Consider the following 20,967-nt stretch of genomic DNA (forward strand, 5'->3'; position numbering starts at 1 on the left):
AAATAAATGATGAATAATTCTAAAAAGGACCAAAAACCTATTTTACAATCTTCAAGAAGAAATTTTGTTAAGAACACCAGTCTTGTTGCTGCGGGGATGATGTTACCGGGGATGGAGATGAGCGCTATGACCAATGTTTTTAATGATAAAACTTTAAAGCTTGCGGTGGTAGGCTGTGGTGGTAGAGGTTCGGGAGCAGCGAACCAGGCATTAAAAGCCGATGAAAATGTTCAATTAGTCGCTATGGCCGATGCATTTGAAGATCGGTTAAACAGCAGCCTTCAAAATCTTCAAAAGGAATTTGAAGGAAGCAAAAAGGTAAACGTTCAGGAAAAACACCGATATGTAGGTTTTGATGCTTATAAAAAAGCAATCGATCAGGCAGATGTGGTTATTCTTACCACACCGCCGGGCTTTCGTCCTTATCATTTTGAATATGCCGTAAATGCCGGGAAGCATGTATTTATGGAAAAACCCGTTGCTACCGATGTGCCGGGAATAAGGAAAGTATTGGAAATGGCTAAAGTTGCCAAAGAGAACAAGCTAAACGTGGTAGTTGGTCTTCAACGTCGTTATCAAAATAATTACCGGGCAATTGCAGAGAAGGTAAAACAAAATGAAGCCGGCAGAATCCTCTCGGGACAGGTTTACTGGAATAGTGGCGGGGTTTGGGTGAACCCCAGGGAAGCAGGACAGAGTGAAATGGAGTACCAAATGCGAAACTGGTATTACTTCAATTGGCTTTGTGGCGATCATATCCTGGAACAGCATATACATAATATAGATGTGGCCAACTGGTTTATTGGGGAATATCCGGTTTCTGCCCAAGGTATGGGCGGACGCCTGGTAAGAACAGGGCCGGAGCACGGCGAGATATTTGACCACCATGCTGTAGAATTTAAATATCCCGGGGGCGCTGTGATCTCCAGTCAATGTCGCCACCAACCAGGAACTTGGTCTAAAGTAGGAGAAGCTTTCCAGGGAAGCAAAGGCACTATAGATATGAATGATGCAGGAGCAGCAAGTATTACAGATCTTGAAGGGAATAATATTTTTAAATATAGAAGCCAACGGGATCCCAATCCTTATCAGGTAGAACACGATAAACTTTTTGCATCTATAAGAAATAAAGAGGTTATTAGTGATGCCGAAAATGGAGCTAAAAGTACAATGACTGCAATTATGGGAAGAATGGCAACGTACTCCGGCCAGGTAATTAATTGGGATGAAGCATTGAAGTCAGAAAAAGTCTTAATGTCTAAAGAGGTGACCTGGGATTCCACTCCGCCTACGATACCGGGAAAAGATGGGTTATATCCTATTCCAACACCGGGTAAAACAAAGGTTTTTTAAGCATAAAAACCTCGAGTGTATTTTTAATGTACTTAATAAACAAGTCTTAGTACAATAATGTATATTGTACAATTCTAAAAACAACAGTTAAATCAACCTAATTCAATATTTTATGAGACGTAAACCAGTTCGATTCCTAGTCTTTTTATTTTTATCTACTCTAAGTCTGGGCGTGTTTTCTTGCAAAAATCAAGAGGACAAAAACAAGAATGATAAAAACCTCACCGCTAAAACCGAAGAACAAGCCGAACCTTTTTTTAAAATCTCATTAGCACAATGGTCTTTGCACAAACCTATTTTCGCCGGCGAAATAGATCCTATGGATTTTGCTGAAAAAGCAAACGAGATGGGGTTTGAAGGGATCGAATATGTTAGCGGTTTTTATGCGGAAAAAATAAAAAATGCTGAAGACCCTGAAAAAGCTATGCAAAAAACATTAGATACCTTAAAAGCTAAAAGTGAAGAATTTGGGGTTGAAAATGTTTTGATTATGGTAGATGGTGAAGGTGAATTGGCTTCCACCGATAAAGAAACACGTAAACAAGCGGTAGAAAACCATAAGAAATGGGTAGATGCAGCTCAATTTTTAGGAGCTCATACCATTCGGGTAAATCTATTTGGTGCTAAAGAACCGGAAGCATGGAAAAAATCTGCAGTTTCGGGACTTAAAATGCTAAGTGAGTATGCTAAAGAAAAGAATATCAATGTCCTGGTAGAAAATCACGGTCACTTCTCCTCAAATGCCAAACTTTTGGTGGAAGTAATTAAAGAAGTAAATATGGACAATTGCGGTACGCTACCCGATTTTGGTAATTTCTGTATAGAAAGAACAAAAGATGGATGTGCAGAAGAATACCCAACATACCAGGGAATTGAAGAAATGATGCCTTATGCCAAGGCGGTTAGTGCAAAATCCTACGATTTTGATGCTAAGGGGCAGGAAACCGACTTAGATTATAAACGCATTATGCAAATTGTAAAAGATGCGGGTTACACCGGCTTTGTAGGTGTAGAATATGAAGGCCAAAAGCTTTCGCCAAAAGAAGGTATTATGGCTACTAAAAAACTTTTACAGGAGGTTGGTAGCGAACTAAACCAAAAATAACACCTACAGCACATGAAAGGTCTAACCAGATTTCAACTTTCGGCCATGATGTTTCTCGAATTCTTTATTTGGGGCGGATGGTTCGTTACCTTAGGGACTTTTTTAGGACAGAACCTAAATGCCACTGGTGCAGAAACAGGAATGGCATTTTCCACCCAATCCTGGGGTGCAATTATAGCCCCCTTTATTATTGGCCTCATTGCCGATCGTTTTTTTAATGCCGAGCGTATTCTTGGGGTACTTCATTTACTTGGCGCAGGTTTACTGTATATGATGTACCAATCTCCAGATTTTACCAATTTCTACCCCTTCGTTTTAGGCTATATGATTTTATATATGCCAACCCTGGCTTTAGTGAATTCCATTTCATTTTACCAAATGACAGAACCTTCTAAACAATTCTCCAGCATAAGGGTATTTGGAACTATAGGCTGGATCGTTTCAGGTTTAGTGATAAGTTATGTGTTTTCCTGGGATTCGGCGGAAGGAAGGGCAGATGGGATGCTTAAATATACTTTCTTAATGGCCGCAACTGGTTCCGCATTATTAGGAATTTTTAGTTTTACCTTGCCTAAAACCCCGCCGAGCAGTAAAGGGGAAAAAGTTTCCATTTCTGATATTCTAGGTCTGGAAGCTATTGGTTTACTAAAAGGAAAAAATTTCCTGATATTTTTTATTTCTTCCATCCTAATTTCCATTCCGCTGGCATTTTATTACCAAAACGCCAATCCGTTTTTATCGGAAATTGGGATGGAAGATCCTACGGCAAAAATGTCTATAGGCCAGGTTTCCGAAGCATTGTTTTTATTGCTTATTCCTTATTTTTTTAAGAAATTCGGATTTAAAATTACTATTCTTGCGGGGATGTTGGCATGGACCGTGCGGTACCTGCTTTTTGCTTATGGCGATACCGGGGAACTTGCTTTTATGCTAATTATAGGAATTGCATTACACGGTATTTGTTATGACTTTTTCTTTGTTTCCGGGCAAATCTATACCGATTCCAAGGCCGGTCCAAAAATTAAAAGTGCAGCCCAGGGATTAATTACCCTGGCTACTTACGGTCTGGGAATGCTTATTGGGTTTTGGGTAGCCGGCCAGGTGAGCGATATGTATTTAAATGCCGATGGGACTCACGATTGGGAACAAATATGGATCGTTCCCGCAGGTTTTGCTTTTGTAGTGATGATCCTATTTGCTATCTTCTTCAAAAATGAAAAAATAGCAAAAAAGGATATAGAAATATAATTGAATAAAAAGATTGAAAAAATTATGAGTAAAAAAATAAAGTTAGGAATTCTTGGCGGCGGTGGGGACTCCCTTATAGGCATCCTGCATCGCGTAGCTTCTTCCATGTTCGATAAATTTGAAGTAGTGGGCGGTGTTTTTAATCCTGCATTGGAAGAAAGTGAAAAATTTTCCGAAGAAATAGGGATCAACAGGGATAAAATCTATAAAGACCTGGATCACCTCATTGAAGAAGAAACAAAACTTCCTGCTGAAGATCGCATTGAGGTCGTTTCTATTCTTACGCCAAATTTTCTGCATTTTCCCATGGCAAAAAAGCTTCTGGAAAATGGTTTCCATGTGATTTGTGAAAAACCAATGACCACTTCATACAAGGAGGCGAAGATTTTGGAAGACACGCTAAACAAAGCAAAGACTATTTTTGCTGTCACCTACACTTACACGGGTTATCCCATGATTCGGCAGATGAAAGAGATGATTGCGGCAGGCGAGCTTGGGGAAATTCAAAAGATAGATGTACAATATTACCAGGGATGGATCAATCCTATAATTCACGATGAGGAGCAAAGAAATAGTATATGGCGGTTAGATCCCGAAAAAGGGGGTATTAGTTGTTGTATGGGCGATATTGGTACCCACGCTTTAGATATGGTTGAGTATGTATCGGGACTTCAGGTGGAAAAACTGCTGGCCGATCTCAATTATGTATATTCCGATAATAAAATGGATGTGGACGGTACCGTTTTACTCCGTTTTTCAGAATATGTTAAAGGTGTGATAAGGACAAGTCAAATCGCTACAGGAGAGGAAAACAATTTTACGGTAAAGATCTACGGAAAGAAAGCAGGATTGAAGTGGGAACAGGAAAACCCAAATTACCTGTATAAGCTGGAAGATGGGCAGCCTATGAAAGTTTTAAAACCCGGGCATCCATATAATTCGGCATTTTCTTTAGACGGAACAAAATTACCTCCCGGCCACCCTGAAGGCATCTTCGATGCTATGGGGAATATTTACAAAGGCGTAGCTAAAGCTATAAAAGGAGAGCAATACCATCCCGGGGAATTTCCCGGTATAAAAGATGGCGTTCGCGGCATGAACTTTATTGAAAAAGTGGTAGATTCTCACGCCAAAGGAAATGTTTGGGTAGCAATGGATAAGTAAAGATTGGCGAGTAAAAAATATATATAAAATGAAAACGATAAAAGGACCCGCGGTTTATTTAGCTCAATTTATGGATAACAAAGCCCCGTTCAATAGCCTGGACGGTTTGTGCAAATGGACGGCAGATTTGGGGTATAAAGGAATACAAATCCCAACCTGGGAATCGGCTTTAATCGATTTAACAAAGGCCGGAGAAAGCAAAGATTATTGCGATGAAATAAAAGGAAAAGTAGCCTCTTATGGTTTAGAAGTTACCGAGCTTTGTACTCATTTGCAGGGACAATTGGTTGCTGTGCATTCTGCATACGACACTATGTTTGATAATTTTGCGCCAGATGAAGTGAAAGGTAATCCCAAAGCCCGAACAAAATGGGCGGTAGAGCAACTTAAAAGTGCGGCAAAAGCCAGTCGGCATTTTGACCTGGATGTTCATGGTACTTTTAGCGGTTCCCTACTTTGGCATACTGCGCATCCCTGGCCCCAGAGACCGGAAGGCTTAGTAGAAATGGGGTTTCAAGAGTTGGCCAAGCGCTGGCTACCTATTTTAAATGAATTTGATGAACAGGGGGTAGATGTTTGTTATGAAGTACATCCCGGGGAAGATTTACACGACGGCGTTACTTTTGAGCGTTTTCTTGCCGCGACCAATAACCATAAACGCGTAAATCTTTTGTATGATCCCAGCCACTTTGTATTGCAACAGCTGGATTATATCTCTTACATAGATCATTACCACGAGTTTATAAAAATGTTTCACGTAAAAGATGCCGAATTTAACCCCACCGGGAAAAAAGGATCTTTTGGCGGCTATGGCGATTGGATAGATAGGGCAGGCCGTTATAGGCATCCAGGAGATGGCCAGGTAGATTTTAAAACGATCTTTTCTAAATTAACAGAATATGGCTGTGATGTGTGGGCAGTATTAGAATGGGAATGTTGTATAAAATCTCCTGAACAAGGAGCACGGGAAGGTGCATCGTTTATTCAAAACCATATTATTGAAGCCACCGAGAAAAAATTTGATGATTTTGCCGGAAGTGAAATTGACGAACAAAAATTAAAACGAATTTTAGGAATTAATTAAATAGAAATCGAGTTTATTAAAAAAAATATAAGAACGTGAGTAATTTTTATGAAAGTGAGATCTATGATGCCATAGTTGTAGGTACGGGAATTAGCGGCGGTTGGGCTGCAAAAGAGTTAACAGAGAAAGGATTTAAAACCCTGGTATTAGAAAGAGGTCGTATGGTAAAACATATTGAAGACTATCCTACGATGAATGATGATCCCTGGGATTATAAATTTAAGGGACAACTTACTCCAGAAGAGAGAGCAAGACAAAAAAAGCAATCTCGAACAGGTTATACTATTAATAAAGCTAGTGCTCACTGGTTTGTAGATGATATAAAACATCCTTATAATGAGGAAAAGAGATTCGATTGGATGCGTGGCTATCACGTGGGTGGTAGATCGCTTATGTGGGGAAGACAAACTTACCGGCTAAGTGACCTGGATTTTACTGCAAACAAAAAGGACGGCTATGGGGTAGATTGGCCCATTCGCTATAAAGATATTGCTCCCTGGTATGATTATGTAGAATCTTTTATTGGCGTAAGCGGGGAAAAACTAGGATTAAGCCAGTTACCAGATGGAAAGTTTCTTCCACAAATGCAACTTAACTGTGTAGAAGATCATCTTAAGAGTAAAATAGCAGAGAATTTTGATGATGGCCGGTTATTAACTATAGGCCGTGTAGCCCATATTACCGGAAATAAAGAATTCGAAGGTCGTTCTAATTGCCAGTATCGAAATCGTTGTATTAGAGGATGTCCCTACGGAGGTTATTTTAGCAGTAACTCTTCTACTTTGCCGGCAGCAGAAAAAACGGGAAATATGACCTTGAGACCCAACTCAATAGTTAGTGAAGTTGTATATGATGCTGATAAAAAACGTGCTACCGGGGTTAAGGTAATCGATGCAGAAACCAAAGAAGAGATAGTTTATAAAGCGAATGTGATTTTCCTATGTGCTTCAACTGTGGCCTCTACCAGTATTTTGATGCAATCTAAATCTGACAGGTTTGAGAATGGTTTAGGAAATGATAGTGGGGAATTGGGACATAACCTTATGGATCATCATTTTAGGGCAGGAGCATCAGCCAAATATGACGGTTTTGAAGATAAATATTATAAAGGAAGAAGGCCCAATGGAATTTATTTACCACGCTTTAGAAATTTAAAGAACAATGAGAACCGGGATTTTATAAGAGGTTATGGTTACCAGGGAGGTGCCGGAAGAGGAAATTGGACCGAAGCAATTGCTGAGGCTTCTTATGGAAAAGAACTCAAAGAAGCCATAGTGAAACCTGGCGGTTGGACTATGGGCTTAATGGGCTTTGGAGAGACCTTACCTTACCATGAAAATAAAATGTACCTGGATCAGGATAAAAAAGATGAATGGGGATTACCCACGGTTACCTTTAATGCCGAGTTTAAAGAGAACGAACTTAAGATGCGAAAAGATATGATCGAACAGGCTGTTGATATGTTAGAAAAAGGAGGATTTAGAGATGTGCAAGGCTACGATAATATAGGCGCACCGGGGCTTGGAATTCATGAAATGGGAACTGCAAGAATGGGTAGAGACCCAAAAACCTCAGTTTTAAACGGGAATAACCAGGTACATACAGTGCCAAATGTTTATGTAACCGACGGTTCTTTTATGACCTCTGCAGGATGTCAAAACCCATCTTTAACCTATATGGCTATGACGGCCAGGGCAGCAGATCATGCGGCAAAAAACTTTAAAAAATCTAACGCTTAAAAATCAGATAATGAATAGAAGACAGGCATTAAGGAATTTAGGACTTGGGGCAGGCGCTATAATTATAGGCCCCACAACTTTAAATTTATTACAAAGCTGTAAGAGTGATGCGCAACATACATGGAAGCCGGTTTTTTTAAGTGCTTCCAATGGTTTTGCTTTAAAACAAATCCTGGAAGTTATCCTTCCAAAAACCGATACCCCGGGGGCTGAAGATTTGAATATAGCCGAATTTATTGATTCTTATATGAATGAAATTGTTTCTGAAGATAGAAAGCAGAATTTCAATGAATCTGCCAATGCTTTTTCCCGGGCTTTTAAAAATGAATTCAACAAAGAAGAGGCAGAGGGAACTGCTGAAGAATATGAGCAAATTGTTGGTAAATACTTAAAAGCAACGCCGGCAGAAAAAGAAAAGATTGTGAAGCGAAACACCGAAACCCAGGATCCACAGGACAAAGACCCCGGAATAGAAATAGATCCCGATGCCGGTTCACTGGCCTACCTGCAAGAAGTACGCGGTTTGGCGATATGGGCATATAAAACAAGTGAAGAAATTGGCGAAAACGTAATGTGGTATGATCCCATTCCGGGAGAGTATATCCCTTGTGGTTCAATTGATGATCTTGGCGGTGGGAAAGCGATGTCCCTGTAAGACTAACTAAAACATCACATAATCATTAGTTGAATCTTTTCAATTCGATTATTTAAAGCTGTTTTATGAAGTTTTTTATACTATGAAATCTTTATGACTTAAACCTTATGTTACTATTATGAAAAAAAGAATACCATTTTCTGTTATCCTAATAATTTTTACTTCTTTTATTTTTTTAGGCTGTTCTTCTAAATCTTCCAACCAATGGGAACCATTGTTTAACGGTGAAAATCTGGATGATTGGCAAATAAAAATAAGAAAACATGAACTCGGAGATAATTTTGGAAATACTTTTAGGGTAAATGATGGTCTTTTACAAATAAGATATGATCAATACGAAAACGGATTTGAAGAAAAGTATGGACATCTATTCTATAAAAAACCTTTTTCTACCTATTTATTAGGGGTAGAATATCGATTTGTAGGAGATCAGGTGAAAAATGGTCCGGGGTGGGCCTACCGTAATAATGGAATTATGATTCACGGCCAGAAACCTGAAACTATGGAGAAAGACCAGGACTTTCCCAATTCCATCGAAGTGCAATTGTTGGGGGGAAATGGAAAAGAGGAACGATCAAATGCCAATGTATGTACTCCCGGCACCCAGTTCGTTAAGGATGGGAAACTTATAACTACTCATTGCACAAATTCAAATTCTAAAACTTTTCCCGGGGATCAATGGGTACGTGTGGACGTATTGGCAGTGCGGGATTCGCTAATTGTACATTATGTAAACGGAGAGGAAGTGCTTCGTTATAATAAACCACAAAAGGATGATGAGACATTGTTAACGGGGGGAACTATTTCCTTACAAAGTGAAAGTCATCCTACAGATTTTAGAAAAGTAGAAATAGTTGATCTTGAAAAATATGCAGATGATCCCAAAGCATTACAAGCTCAAGTGGATAAGTTGCTTAATGAGAAAAATTGATTTAATCGCGGGGCGATAACCAAAGGTTTAATTCCCCCGGTGGCTTGCCTGGAAATAAAAGATTTTTTTTCGGTAGCATACCTCATAGCCCCCTGGGTCGAGGTTGTTGATTACAATTTATAGCACTACACTATATTAAATAAGAAAGCGTAATAGTTAAATCCCCATCTACGATGTAGTTTTGTAGGGGGATTTAATTGTTTAAAGAGTGCTACCTTATCTGTTGATGTAGTTACATTGTTAAGGTGATATAAGTTGTCAAAACCACAAATTTTTACTACTTCACAACATTTTTAAAAATCGCTTGATATAAGATTCTTTAGATTTTAAGTCTTACAGAGATGGGGTGCTAAATTCCTATGCTATTTTATGTTTTGGATAGTCTTTAGCATTAGAAAACTAACCTTAATGAACAATATAGGTGCTATTGCTTTAAATGTACCACAGATGCAAAAAAAGTATCACTATTGGTTAAAATTAAAGTTTCTTTTGGAAGAAAATAGATATAGTTTGGCCGTATAAACTTTCATAGATTTATAAAGATTTTCCTTTACAACTATTTAGTTTATAAATTGAACTCATTTAAACTTTTCGCTTTGAAGTGAAAATTAGCAATTTTTTAGCCAATGACGATGGTTTAAACGAGTTCATTACCCGAGAATAAGAAATCGTTGTAGTAGTGGTAACTTTTACAAAATTAAAATAGAGCACTTCGTTATCTTATAGCTTCAAAAGATTTCTGAATAAAAATAATGGAAAAGTATTATAAAAAACAAGAATGAATTTAAGATTAAAAGATAAAATAGTGGTGGTAACCGGGGCAGCCGGAATAAAAGGAAGTATAGGTGAAACCATTGTAGAATCCCTGGCTAATGAAGGTGCCGTTCCGGTACTTGTAGATCGGAACGATCGTGGTATAGGTTATGCCAATCAGTTAAAAGAAAGAGGTATCGACAGTATATTTATTAAAACCGATTTGGCAAATCACGAACAGATAAAAAAGGCTGTGGAAACCATAGAAAGAAAATACGGTCGTATAGATGTGCTTATTAATAACGTTGGTGTGAATGATGGAGCGGGCTTAGATAGTTCTATAGAAGATTTTATTTCTTCCTTAAAACTAAATCTAATTAGCTGTTTTGCCATGACCAAGTATGCTTTGCCGCTTCTTAAGAAAACTAAAGGAAATATTTTAAATATTGGTTCGAAAGTGGCCTTAACCGGGCAGGGTGGTACTTCCGGTTATGCGGCTTCCAAAGGTGGCGTTTTAGGACTTACCCGGGAATGGGCGGTCGATTTAATCAAAAATGAAATACGTTGCAATGCGATTGTTGTTGCTGAAAGTTGGACCCCGGCCTATCAAAATTGGTTGGATACATTAAAAGACGGGGATGAGAAAAAGAAAGCCATAGAAAGCAAAATCCCCCTGGGAAAAAGAATGACTAAACCTAAAGAAATTGCAGACACTTGCCTGTTCACTATCTCAGAAAAATCTTCCCATACCACCGGTCAGTTTATTTTCGTTGATGGAGGGTATGTGCACTTAGACCGTTCATTATTGACTGAATAATTTCCGGAAAATCGTCCTAATTATAATTTTATTCCTCAAAGATTGCTATACCTAAAAATAAATGTATGAAACAAGCCAATAGAACACCAGTTGTTCCAAAAAAAATGCTTTTCCCATTTATAATCATTACTTCCTTGTTTTTTCTATGGGGCGTTGCTAACGATTTGACCAATCCTATGGTCTCCGCTTTTAAGAAGGTAATGCCAGAACTTTCTAATTTTGAAGCTGCCCTTGTGCAACTGGCTTTTTACGGCGGGTATGCTACTATGGCTATTCCTGCTGCTTTATTTATTCGAAAGTTTAGCTATAAAAAGGGAATTATGCTTGGACTAGTGCTTTATGCGATAGGAGCATTCCTATTTTATCCTGCGGCCGCTTATCAGGAGTTTGCTTATTTTTTAGTTTCTCTTTATATTCTCACATTCGGGTTGGCGTTTCTGGAAACAACTTCAAATCCCTATGTATTAGCTTTAGGTGACAAAAAAACGGCCACACAACGTCTTAATTTGGCCCAGTCTTTTAATCCCGTAGGTTCTTTATTAGGCATGTTAGTGGCACAGGTTTTTGTGATTCAATCACTTAAGTCCGATAAATATACAGTAGATGCTTATGAAGCTTTAAATGCTTCCCAAAAAACGATGATACGGGAAAATGATCTGGACATAATTAGTTACCCTTATATTGCTTTGGGGGTTTTGGTATTGGTGATATTACTAATTATTGTCCTTACGAAATTCCCGGTATTTAATAGAGAGGTGAAAATATCCTCAAAAGAAGCCCTATTGAAATTGCTTCGAAATAAAATTTATTTAAAAGGTGTTTTAACCCAGGTTTTTTATGTAGGAGCACAAATTATGTGCTGGACGTTTATATTTCAGTATGTAGATAATTTAAATCTGAACAGAGGCCCCAATGAACAGTTAACGGCGACCTGGTATAATATGACCGCAATGATTTTCTTCCTGGCGGGAAGGTGGATATGCACATGGTTGATGAAATATATAAGCCCGGCCAGATTAATGTTATTTTTTGCGACCGGTGGGGTATTATTCGCCGCAGGCGCAATCTTGCTTCCGGGTGTTTTGGGCTTGTATTCCCTTGTGGCTATTAGTCTTTGTATGTCGCTTATGTTTCCTACAATTTATGGGTTGGCCCTGGAAAATATGGGCGACGAAGCCAAATTAGCCTCGGCTGGTCTTGTTATGGCTATTGTTGGTGGCGCATTATTGCCGCCCCTTCAAGCCTGGATTTTAGACTGGGGAGGTCCGGGGTTTGCAGATGTGCAAGTACTTGGATTTATTCCTGAAGTAAAATTTTCTTTTATCCTACCGCTAATTTGTTTGCTGGTTGTTGGGATTTTTAGTTACAGCGTTTTAAAGAGTGAAAAGCACGAAAAATGATTACTTTTCTACCTTTTTAATTCCATTATTTATTTTATAAATATAAGCGGTTTAAATGCACACAAAGGCTTGAAGTTAAAGACCGGGTAGCTTTTTAATTATCGTTATCCGGTTAATTATTTTGATGTATGAATAATTGCTGAAGACATACTTGCGACATTATGGTTGCCTGGTTTTGCAAAGCCGGGCTGTGTCGTTTCACAATTCAAAAGTTTCATTCAAAAAGATTGTTTTTTTAATTCAAGCTGTTCAAATTACAATCTACAATCTATTAACCTGTTTTCTAATAAGGTGATTAGGGAAATCCTGCACTTTTTCGCAACAAATTTGATCCATAACTTGTTGTAATTGGATTTTTAATAATGAAATAGTATGATCCCCGCCTTTTTTACCTAAAGCAGAAACTCCATACATAAACGATCTTCCTAAAAATGAAAATTCGGCACCACTGGCCATAGTTCTCGCGATATCTGGCCCAGATCGTAAACCGCTATCCATCATTACGGTAATTTGATCTCCGTATTTTTCAGCAATTCGGGTTAATGGCTTTATGGTTGATTCTCCTGCATCTAATTGCCGCCCTCCATGATTGGAAACAATAATCCCATCGAAGCCCAAACGTATTGCTTTTTCAGCATCAACTTCAGTAGAAACTCCTTTTAATATTAGCTTTCCTTTCCACATATCACGAATGGGGGCAATTCTTTCTTCATTCAATCTGCCGGAGAAGGTTTCATCCATAAATTTCCCCAGCTGCTTTAAGTCTAAACCTTTCGGCATATAGCGTTTTAAGGTTTCAAAAGTTGGCTGTCCATGCATTAACGTTTGCGTAGCCCATTGTGGTCTTGCTAAAACTTGCAATATGTTTGTTAGTGACATTTTTGGCGGCATTGCCAATCCACTTTTAATTTCTTTAGCCCGGAATCCAAACGTAGGTACATCGCATAAAATCACCAATGCGGGACATCCGGCATCACCTGCACGCTTAATAATATCGTCTCTTAATCTGGCTTCTGTTGGGTGGTATAGTTGAAACCAGGCCTGTCCTTCGGTAATTTCAGCAATACGTTCTATGCTGCTTGTGCTTACGGTGCTGAGAACAAAAGGGATATTATGCTCAAAAGCGGCCTTTGCTAAAATTTCTGGAGCATTTGGCCACATAAGTCCCTGAAGTCCCACGGGGGCTATGCCAAAAGGCGCATCATAGGTATGCCCAAAAAGCGTGGTTTTCATACTTGCGGCACTATGCTCATTTAAATAATAAGGAGAAAGTTCAATATCCCTTATTTCTGCTGTATTTTTATGTAAGTTTATTTCTTCATTACAGCCGCCATCCAGATACCCAAAGGCAAATTTTGGAATTTTTTTCCTTGCTTTTGCCCTAAGAGATTCAATAGAGGGATATTGAGAGTCAAATTTTATTTCCTTTTCTGCGCTTTTCATAGTTTTTTCGAATTAAATTTAAACTATATAATTTTTGGATACGTGTAATTTTAGTTTTCAATTCTTCTATCTCTTAGAGACTTAGAACTATTTTGATACAGACTGTTTCAGGATTGTATGTAAGTCCTTAAAGTTTTTATTCCAATTGAAAAATTTTCTCCATAAGCGTCCATTTTTCTCCTTTTTCGGCAGAAGGAACAATTTTTTGATATTTGCTCATCAAAGTTTCCCATTCCTGTACCTTTGGGTTTTTAGCATCCATTTTTGATTTTTTATCAAAGGAAAATAAAGCATCTACTTCCATAAGCATAAATAATCTATTTCCTGTAAGGTAGATTTCCATGTTTATTATCCCGGAATTTTTAATGCTATCAATAACCGCAGGCCAAACTTTACGATGTGCTTTTTTATAGGCATTTATTAATTCGGGGTCATCAATTAAATCGAGGGCTAGCGCATATCGTTTATTTTCCATAAGCTATTTTTTTAGGTTATATATTTTTACCGCATTTTCACCCATAATCGCAGCTTGTTCTTTTGCTGAAAATTTTGAGATGTATTTTTCTACAAGCTGAAGCACTTCCTGGTAGCTCCCGGCGTTTAAGCACACAGGCCAGTCAGACCCAAACAATATTCTTTTGGTGCTAAAAACCTCAAATAAAATATCAAAATATGGAACGAGATCTTCATAAGTCCAGGTCTCCCAATCGGCTTCTGTTATTACCCCTGAAATTTTACAATATACATTAGGCAATGCTGCCAAAGCACGAATATTTTTTTCCCAGGAGATAATTTCTTCACCCTTAATATTTGGTTTTCCTAAATGATCTAGAACAAAAACCTGTTGGGGATGATTTTTCACCAATTGAACAGCTTCTTCCAATTGGTTGTAATAAATTAATATTTCATAGACCAGCCCAAAGCTTTTTAATTGAGAAATACCACGCTGAAAATCGTTTCGTAACATAAAACCCGCCGGTTCAGCTTGAACAATATGCCGAATTCCTTTTAGTTTTTTAAATTTAGAAAAATATTCCAGCCGGTTCTCAATATTTTTATGCAGAAGATCTACCCAACCCACTACACCTTTGATAAAGGCATGCTTTTTAGCTAAACCTAACAAGAATTCTGTTTCTTGTTCAGATTGATCGGCTTGCACGGCAATGCAACCATCTATTTGGTTGGCTTTTAATAGTAAAGCCAAATCTTCAGGTAAAAAATCTTTCTTCAGCACAGCCATTGAATCATCGATCCAGGCATAACGTACCGGATCGAATTTCCAAAAGTGTTGGTGGGTATCTATTCTCATCGTTACTTAGGGTTTGATCATATACTTAAGTGTAAGGTTTAGAAAAATTGAGCATAAGGCTTGCGAAATTTTGAGAATCGAAGAATTTGCTTTTACAAATGAGTGTTTTCAAAATGAGCGTATCGCAGTTGTCCGACTTTATCGACAGACACTATTTATAAGCTACTGCTTCTTGTTTTGATGTTCCTAAACCATCAATACCCAATTCCATAATATCGCCAGGTTTTAAATACTTTGGAGGTTTTAAACCTAAACCAACACCAGAAGGAGTTCCCGTTGAAATCACATCTCCCGGCAAAAGGGTCATAAACTTACTAATATAAGAAACAACTTCTTCTACCTTAAAAATAAAGTCGGCTGTGGTCGAATCCTGTAGACGTTCCCCATTAAGCTCCAACCATAACTTTAAATTATTGGGATCTTTAATTTCATCTTTAGTCGCAATAAATGGCCCTAAAGGAGCGAACGTGTCACAGCCTTTTCCCTTGCACCATTGACCGCCTCTTTCTCCTTGAAACTCCCTTTCTGAAACATCATTGTGCAGCACATAACCGGCAATATAGTCTTGAGCGTCTTTTTCTTCTACATAAGACGCTTTTTTGCCAATTACAATCGCCAATTCTACTTCCCAATCTGTTTTTTTACTTCCTTTTGGAATAGTAACAGAATCATTTGGTCCTGTGATAGCTGTAGTAGATTTAAAGAACAACACGGGTTCTTTGGGGATATCTGCGCCACTTTCTTCAGCGTGCTTCTCATAATTGAGTCCCACGCATACTAGCTTGGATGGTCGCTTTAATGGAGGACCCAGTCGTGTGTCTTTTGAAATACGCGGACTATCATCGGCATTTTTATCCAGCCATTGTCTAAGTCTATCCAGGCCGCCGGTTTCAAAAAATTTTTCATCGAAATCTTCCCCGAATTTCGAAACATCTATTCTTTCGTCATTTTTTAATTGGATACCCGGTTTTTCTTTTCCGGCTTCGCCAAATCGTATTAATTTCATAAGCTTTATATTTTTGAGTAAAGGCCTAAAAAGACCATTAAGTATTTGATATATCTTTAACCGTTAAGAGTAACAAATCCTCCATCTATGGCATAGTTTGATCCCGTAACAAAGCTTGCTTCTTCAGAACAAAGGAATAATGCGAGGTCTGCAATTTCTGCAGGTTTTCCCATTCGCCCAATGGGTTGGGTCTTAGAGAGGTTTTTAAACATTTCATCTTCTTTTCCCGGATAATTTTTAGCAATAAAGTTATCTACAAATGGGGTGTGCACCCTTCCGGGAGAAATGCAATTACAACGAATATTGTCATTTACATAATCTTTAGCAAGGGAATAGGTCATGGTCAATACTGCTCCTTTGGTCATGGAATATGCAAACCTATCGGCCACTGCTACTGAAGAGGCAATTGAGGCCATATTTAAAATAACACCTCCGGTTTTTTTCATAAACTTGATGCTGGGCTGGGTGCAGTTGTAAATACCTTTGATATTGACATTGTATAATTTATCCAAATCTGCTTCCGAAGTATTTTCAATATTGCCCACGTGGGCCACTCCGGCGTTATTGACCAGGATATCTATTTGACCTTGTTCTCCAAGCGCATTAATTATTTTCTCAGTTTCTTGCTTGTTAGCGATGTTGCAAAGATGAAAGGTTGCCTGTAGCCCATTACCTTCCAACTCCTTAACCGTGGCCTGTCCATTTTCTTTATCTAAATCCAGGATATGGACGTGGGCACCTTGTTGGGCGAAAGTTTTAGAAATTGCTTTGCCAATTCCGCTTCCGCCACCGGTTATAATTGCTGATTTGCCTTTTAAACTGAACTTCATCTTATATTTTTTTAATTAATTTTTCCCTTCATCTTTCCACATTTCGCCATTTGGAAAGCTATAAGCTTCTAAAGAATCCCTTTTCATGCTAATGCTATAGCCGGGCATCTTTGGTGGCATATACGCTCCGTTTTTTATAACCACCGGATCTAAAAAATGCTCGTGCAAATGATCTACATATTCAATAATCCTATCTTCCTTCGTCGCACTAATGGCAATATAATCGATCATGGAGAGATGTTGTACATATTCGCATAATCCTACGCCACCTGCATGAGGGCATACCGGTATTTCGAATTTTGCTGCCATTAACATAATTGCCAGAATCTCGTTGACACCGCCAACCCTACAGCTATCTATTTGACAAATTCCCATGGCCTCGGCTTGCATTAGTTGCTTAAAAATTACGCGGTTTTGACAATGCTCTCCGGTCGCCACTTTTATGGGAGCTACGGCTTTGGCAATTTTAGCATGACCCAATATATCATCTGGGCTCGTGGGTTCCTCAATCCATAATGGGTTGAATTGTTTCAGCGATTCCATATCTTTTATAGCTTCATCGACATCCCATTTTTGGTTAGCATCCATCATTAGATTTAAGTCATCTCCTATTTCCTCGCGAATAATAGTTGCTCTTCGAATATCATCTTGAAGGTCGGCACCTACCTTTATCTTCATATGTTTAAAACCAAGCTCTTTTGCCTCTTTGCACAACTGCCTCATTTTATCGTCTGGATATCCCAACCAACCTGCCGAAGTAGTATAAGCTGGATAGCCTTTTTCCAGTAAATTATCAATACGCTCTTGTTTTGAGCTTTCATTGGCTTTTAATAATTCCAGGGCTTCTTGTGGGGTAATGGCATCTGTAATATAAGTAAAATCGATGCAGGAGACCAACTCTTCCGGGGACATATCTGCCAAAAGTTTCCAAAGCGGCTTTCCTTCTACTTTTGCGTAAAGATCCCATACCGCATTCACCAGGGCCGCTGTAGCCAAATGAATTACCCCTTTTTCTGGTCCTACCCAACGCAATTGGCTATCTCCGGTAATCATTTTCCAGAAGGCTCCCATATCCCGGGTAAAGGATTCCAGACTTTTGCCTAAAATTAAAGGAGATAAGGAATGTATTGCTGCTACGCAAAGCTCATTTCCTCTTCCTATGGTAAAGGTTAGGCCGTGGCCTTCTATGTGTTCTGGGTGATTGGTCTTAAGAATGACATAAGCTGCGGAATAATCTGGATCTGGGTTCATGGCATCTGAACCATCCAGTGCCTTGCTGGTGGGAAAGCGTACGTCTTTTACTTCAATATCGGTGATTAGCGTTTTATCGTGCATGTTCTATAAGTTAACTAAAACAAACTTAGTATAAACTTTTCTCTTGTTCTTTGCACTCATGGACGTTTAATGATGCTTTTTTTGCCCTAAGGAAATGGTACGAATTAACTATACCATTTTGACTTGCTTTTTTGCATCTTTACTTCCTGAAAAAACCTATTTTTAGCTATAGCTGTTTTTTTTTCTTGTTAATGCACAAAATAGCATCGTCAATTCCAGTTATTTTATTTCACTCCAATTCCTAAACTATTGTTTAGATGGTTGTTTTTATAAAATTTTTGAAACTGCGTTGGAGTCATGCCACGAATAAGCTTAAATTGTCTGTTGAAGTTAGAAATATTTGTGAATCCACAATCAAAGCATACGGCTATAATTTTATGTTTTTCTTCTATCAAAAGTTTGCAGGCGTAGCCAATCCTTATTTCATTTAGGTATCTGGTAAAAGTTTTTTTATGAATTTTTTTAAAAAACCTACTGAAAGCTGCCGGATTCATACGTGCTATTTCTGCCACTTCTTTTAACTGAATTGGTTCGTCAAAGTTTTTAAAGATATATTCGTAAACCTGTTTTAAATTATTAGTATCTTTTTGATTGAAAGAATTTATAAAGCCTTCACTAGACAAATACTCATAAGAAGTTGTATTGCAGAGTAGGTTTAGCAACGTAAATAGTTTTGTGAGTCGTTCAATACCCCGGGCGCTAAGTAGTTCCCACATTATTGTTTTAACTTCTTCGTTAGGCTTGTGAAATAATATCCCCTGGCGGGCTCTCTCTAATAAGTCGGCTACTTTAAGTAGTTCTGGAGAATTAAAAAATTCAGGCCCTAGAAAATCGAGTTTAAAATGTACCGCAATAGCTTCAGCCTTTAATTGAGATTCTTTTTCGTAATACTCTGGGTCATTAAGCCACATATGCGGTAGGTTCTCTCCAAGTAGTACAAGTTGACCCGGTTCAAAAGTTTCAATACTATCGCCAACAAAACGAGTTCCTGTACTTTTAAGCAGAAATACCAGCTCTATCTCGGGATGATAATGCCATACCTTTAGTAAAGAAGGGTAATTGTGGTGACTTACCGTAAAGGAACGATTATTACGGCTTCTTCTATCTACTAAGTGAAGCTTCATTTAAACAAATATAATTTTAATAGTATTAAAGATTATAAACATAGTTATTTTTATGAGGACCAGCGGTTAATATTCTCAATTAATTTAGTGAACCCAGTAGGTTTGTGAAATGTCTAAACAATAGAATACAAAAAATGCAAGGCGATTAATCCTCTTTTTTGTGTAAGTAGCTGATTTTAAGTTTTATTAATGATTTTAATGTTCTTCTGAAGCAGAATTTAAAAGATAGATATACAGAATTAAGGCCTAGCGAAATAGCTTTCCTGTTATGCGTAAGAAGTCAGAAATGAAATATGATAAAGAAATAAATTACGTATTACCTAATAAATAATTCAGGCGAGGAGCCAGAATTAAATACGAAGCCACATTTCCAGGTTTTTAAGTCATCTTTTAAGAACAGGGTATATTCAAAAAACCTTCACTCCTAAACCCGTCTTTAATTCACGTTATCAACTGTTATCTTTTGCTGTTTTGTGATTTTATTTATAACCAAAGAAATAGCGCCATCTCCCGTAATATTACAGGCTGTACCAAAGCTATCCATTGCGATATAAAGAGCGATCATTAAGCCTAGCATTTCTTCGTTAAAGCCTAACATAGACTGCAAGACGCCGGTAGCAGCCATAATAGCCCCTCCCGGAACTCCCGGTGCCGCGATCATCGCGACTCCCAGCATAAATATAAAGCCGGCAAATAAGCTAAAACTAAATGGCATTCCATTTAAAATCATAAGTGCCATCGCACACGCAGTAATCTTCATAATACTGCCAGACAGGTGTATAGTTGCACACAAAGGAACTACAAAACCTGCTATTTTTTCTGAAACACCATTTTTTTGAACCTGCTCTAAGGTTACCGGAATGGTTGCGGCCGAAGATTGTGTGCCCAGTGCCGTAAAATAAGCCGGCATCATATTTAGTAGTAATTTGAAAGGGTTTTTCCTGGCGAAAAAAGATGCAATAATATATTGAAGAATCAACAGAAGTATGTGCAAGGCAAAAATAACACCTATAATATTTACAAAAACCGATAGTATGGAATACACTTGTCCGCTATAGGCCATGCTAGTAAATATGCCCAAAATAAATAACGGTAGTAAGGGAACGATTACTTTTTCAATTAGTTGCATGATGATCGTCTGGAAGTCTTTCACAACCAGTTTTAGGCTGGATTTCTCCTGGTAGGCAAGGCCTAAACCAATCAAAAATGACAGCACCAATGCAGACATCACATCTAAAGCCGGGGGAATGGTTATACTAAAATAAGGTTCTAGTTGCTTTCCGGTTTCGGTGACATTAGCTGCGGCATTTGCGTGAGACTCCAGTAAGCTGGGAAAAATATTGGAAGCGGAAAAATAAGTCATAAAACCAGAAAAAAGTGTAGAACCATAAGCTATTGCCGCGGTTAGTAATAGTAATTTCCCTGCTCCTTTGCCCAGGTCTGAGATGGCGGGCATGATGAGCCCCAGAATGATTAGCGGAATTGCAAAATTTAAAAATTGACCAAAAACTGTATTAAAAGTCGTGAAGATTCTATTTATGGATTCGGGCAAATAGAGTCCAAAGACAATTCCAAGAATAATTGCTAAAAAAACTCTAAATAGTAGGTTGGAGAATATACTTTTCATTATAAAATTTGCTTAAACAGAAATAGGGAAAATGTATTCAAAAC

At 38.2% G+C, this 20,967-nt stretch carries 18 protein-coding genes; 10 read left to right on the forward strand and 8 right to left on the reverse strand.

Translation table 11 applies throughout. The annotated features are described in order from the left end of the window. The first annotated feature begins 9 nt into the window (after positions 1 to 9). From BUA71_RS08555 to fucP, 10 genes are all read left to right on the forward strand, one after another. Positions 10 to 1,353, forward strand: a complete 1,344-nt coding sequence (locus BUA71_RS08555) for a Gfo/Idh/MocA family protein (protein ID WP_072878663.1) — start codon at positions 10 to 12, stop codon at positions 1,351 to 1,353. Positions 1,354 to 1,465: 112 nt separating this feature from the next. Next, positions 1,466 to 2,458, forward strand: coding sequence for a sugar phosphate isomerase/epimerase family protein (locus BUA71_RS08560; protein ID WP_072878665.1), 993 nt, complete (start codon positions 1,466 to 1,468; stop codon positions 2,456 to 2,458). 12 nt (positions 2,459 to 2,470) lie between these two features. Then, the gene (locus BUA71_RS08565) at positions 2,471 to 3,706 is read left to right on the forward strand and encodes a nucleoside permease (protein WP_072878667.1); all 1,236 of its coding nucleotides are present in this window, start codon (positions 2,471 to 2,473) and stop codon (positions 3,704 to 3,706) included. A 24-nt stretch (positions 3,707 to 3,730) separates the two neighbouring features. Beyond that, positions 3,731 to 4,870: a Gfo/Idh/MocA family protein gene (locus BUA71_RS08570; RefSeq protein ID WP_072879091.1), complete on the forward strand. Its 1,140-nt coding sequence runs from the start codon at positions 3,731 to 3,733 to the stop codon at positions 4,868 to 4,870. A 28-nt stretch (positions 4,871 to 4,898) separates the two neighbouring features. Beyond that, positions 4,899 to 5,954 (forward strand): sugar phosphate isomerase/epimerase family protein, encoded by a 1,056-nt coding sequence (locus BUA71_RS08575; protein ID WP_072878669.1) that lies wholly within the window; start codon positions 4,899 to 4,901, stop codon positions 5,952 to 5,954. 35 nt (positions 5,955 to 5,989) lie between these two features. Then, positions 5,990 to 7,693 carry a GMC oxidoreductase gene (locus BUA71_RS08580; protein WP_072878671.1) on the forward strand — a complete coding sequence of 568 codons (1,704 nt, stop codon included), beginning with the start codon at positions 5,990 to 5,992 and terminating at the stop codon, positions 7,691 to 7,693. 10 nt (positions 7,694 to 7,703) lie between these two features. Further along, positions 7,704 to 8,348, forward strand: coding sequence for a gluconate 2-dehydrogenase subunit 3 family protein (locus tag BUA71_RS08585; protein WP_072878673.1), 645 nt, complete (start codon positions 7,704 to 7,706; stop codon positions 8,346 to 8,348). Between the two features lie 118 nt (positions 8,349 to 8,466). Continuing rightward, positions 8,467 to 9,279, forward strand: coding sequence for a 3-keto-disaccharide hydrolase (locus tag BUA71_RS08590; RefSeq protein ID WP_072878675.1), 813 nt, complete (start codon positions 8,467 to 8,469; stop codon positions 9,277 to 9,279). Between the two features lie 778 nt (positions 9,280 to 10,057). Continuing rightward, positions 10,058 to 10,849: an SDR family oxidoreductase gene (locus BUA71_RS08595; RefSeq protein WP_072878677.1), complete on the forward strand. Its 792-nt coding sequence runs from the start codon at positions 10,058 to 10,060 to the stop codon at positions 10,847 to 10,849. A gap of 65 nt (positions 10,850 to 10,914) precedes the next feature. Further along, on the forward strand, positions 10,915 to 12,249 hold the full coding sequence (gene fucP / locus BUA71_RS08600; RefSeq protein ID WP_072878692.1) for an L-fucose:H+ symporter permease: 1,335 nt from the start codon (positions 10,915 to 10,917) through the stop codon (positions 12,247 to 12,249). Positions 12,250 to 12,510: 261 nt separating this feature from the next. On the opposite strand, the gene BUA71_RS08605 is transcribed toward fucP, so the two are convergent. From BUA71_RS08605 to BUA71_RS08640, 8 genes are all read right to left on the reverse strand, one after another. After that, positions 12,511 to 13,692: an alpha-hydroxy acid oxidase gene (locus BUA71_RS08605; protein ID WP_072878694.1), complete on the reverse strand. Its 1,182-nt coding sequence runs from the start codon at positions 13,690 to 13,692 to the stop codon at positions 12,511 to 12,513. Positions 13,693 to 13,828: 136 nt separating this feature from the next. Continuing rightward, complete coding sequence (locus BUA71_RS08610; protein WP_072878697.1) at positions 13,829 to 14,167, reverse strand: L-rhamnose mutarotase; 339 nt, start codon at positions 14,165 to 14,167, stop codon at positions 13,829 to 13,831. A gap of 3 nt (positions 14,168 to 14,170) precedes the next feature. Beyond that, positions 14,171 to 15,001, reverse strand: a complete 831-nt coding sequence (locus BUA71_RS08615; protein ID WP_072878699.1) for an amidohydrolase family protein — start codon at positions 14,999 to 15,001, stop codon at positions 14,171 to 14,173. A gap of 151 nt (positions 15,002 to 15,152) precedes the next feature. Next, on the reverse strand, positions 15,153 to 16,007 hold the full coding sequence (locus tag BUA71_RS08620) for a fumarylacetoacetate hydrolase family protein (RefSeq protein ID WP_072878701.1): 855 nt from the start codon (positions 16,005 to 16,007) through the stop codon (positions 15,153 to 15,155). A gap of 56 nt (positions 16,008 to 16,063) precedes the next feature. Then, positions 16,064 to 16,837 carry an SDR family NAD(P)-dependent oxidoreductase gene (locus BUA71_RS08625; RefSeq protein ID WP_072878703.1) on the reverse strand — a complete coding sequence of 258 codons (774 nt, stop codon included), beginning with the start codon at positions 16,835 to 16,837 and terminating at the stop codon, positions 16,064 to 16,066. Between the two features lie 15 nt (positions 16,838 to 16,852). Then, positions 16,853 to 18,172, reverse strand: a complete 1,320-nt coding sequence (locus tag BUA71_RS08630; RefSeq protein ID WP_072878705.1) for an L-fuconate dehydratase — start codon at positions 18,170 to 18,172, stop codon at positions 16,853 to 16,855. A gap of 224 nt (positions 18,173 to 18,396) precedes the next feature. Then, entirely contained in the window at positions 18,397 to 19,296 is a 900-nt protein-coding gene (locus BUA71_RS08635; RefSeq protein ID WP_072878707.1) for an AraC family transcriptional regulator, read from the reverse strand. 436 nt (positions 19,297 to 19,732) lie between these two features. Beyond that, positions 19,733 to 20,923: a dicarboxylate/amino acid:cation symporter gene (locus tag BUA71_RS08640; RefSeq protein WP_072878709.1), complete on the reverse strand. Its 1,191-nt coding sequence runs from the start codon at positions 20,921 to 20,923 to the stop codon at positions 19,733 to 19,735. Positions 20,924 to 20,967: the final 44 nt, after the last annotated feature.

It is taken from the genome of Salegentibacter echinorum (assembly GCF_900129445.1).
In the GTDB taxonomy this organism is placed as follows: domain Bacteria; phylum Bacteroidota; class Bacteroidia; order Flavobacteriales; family Flavobacteriaceae; genus Salegentibacter; species Salegentibacter echinorum.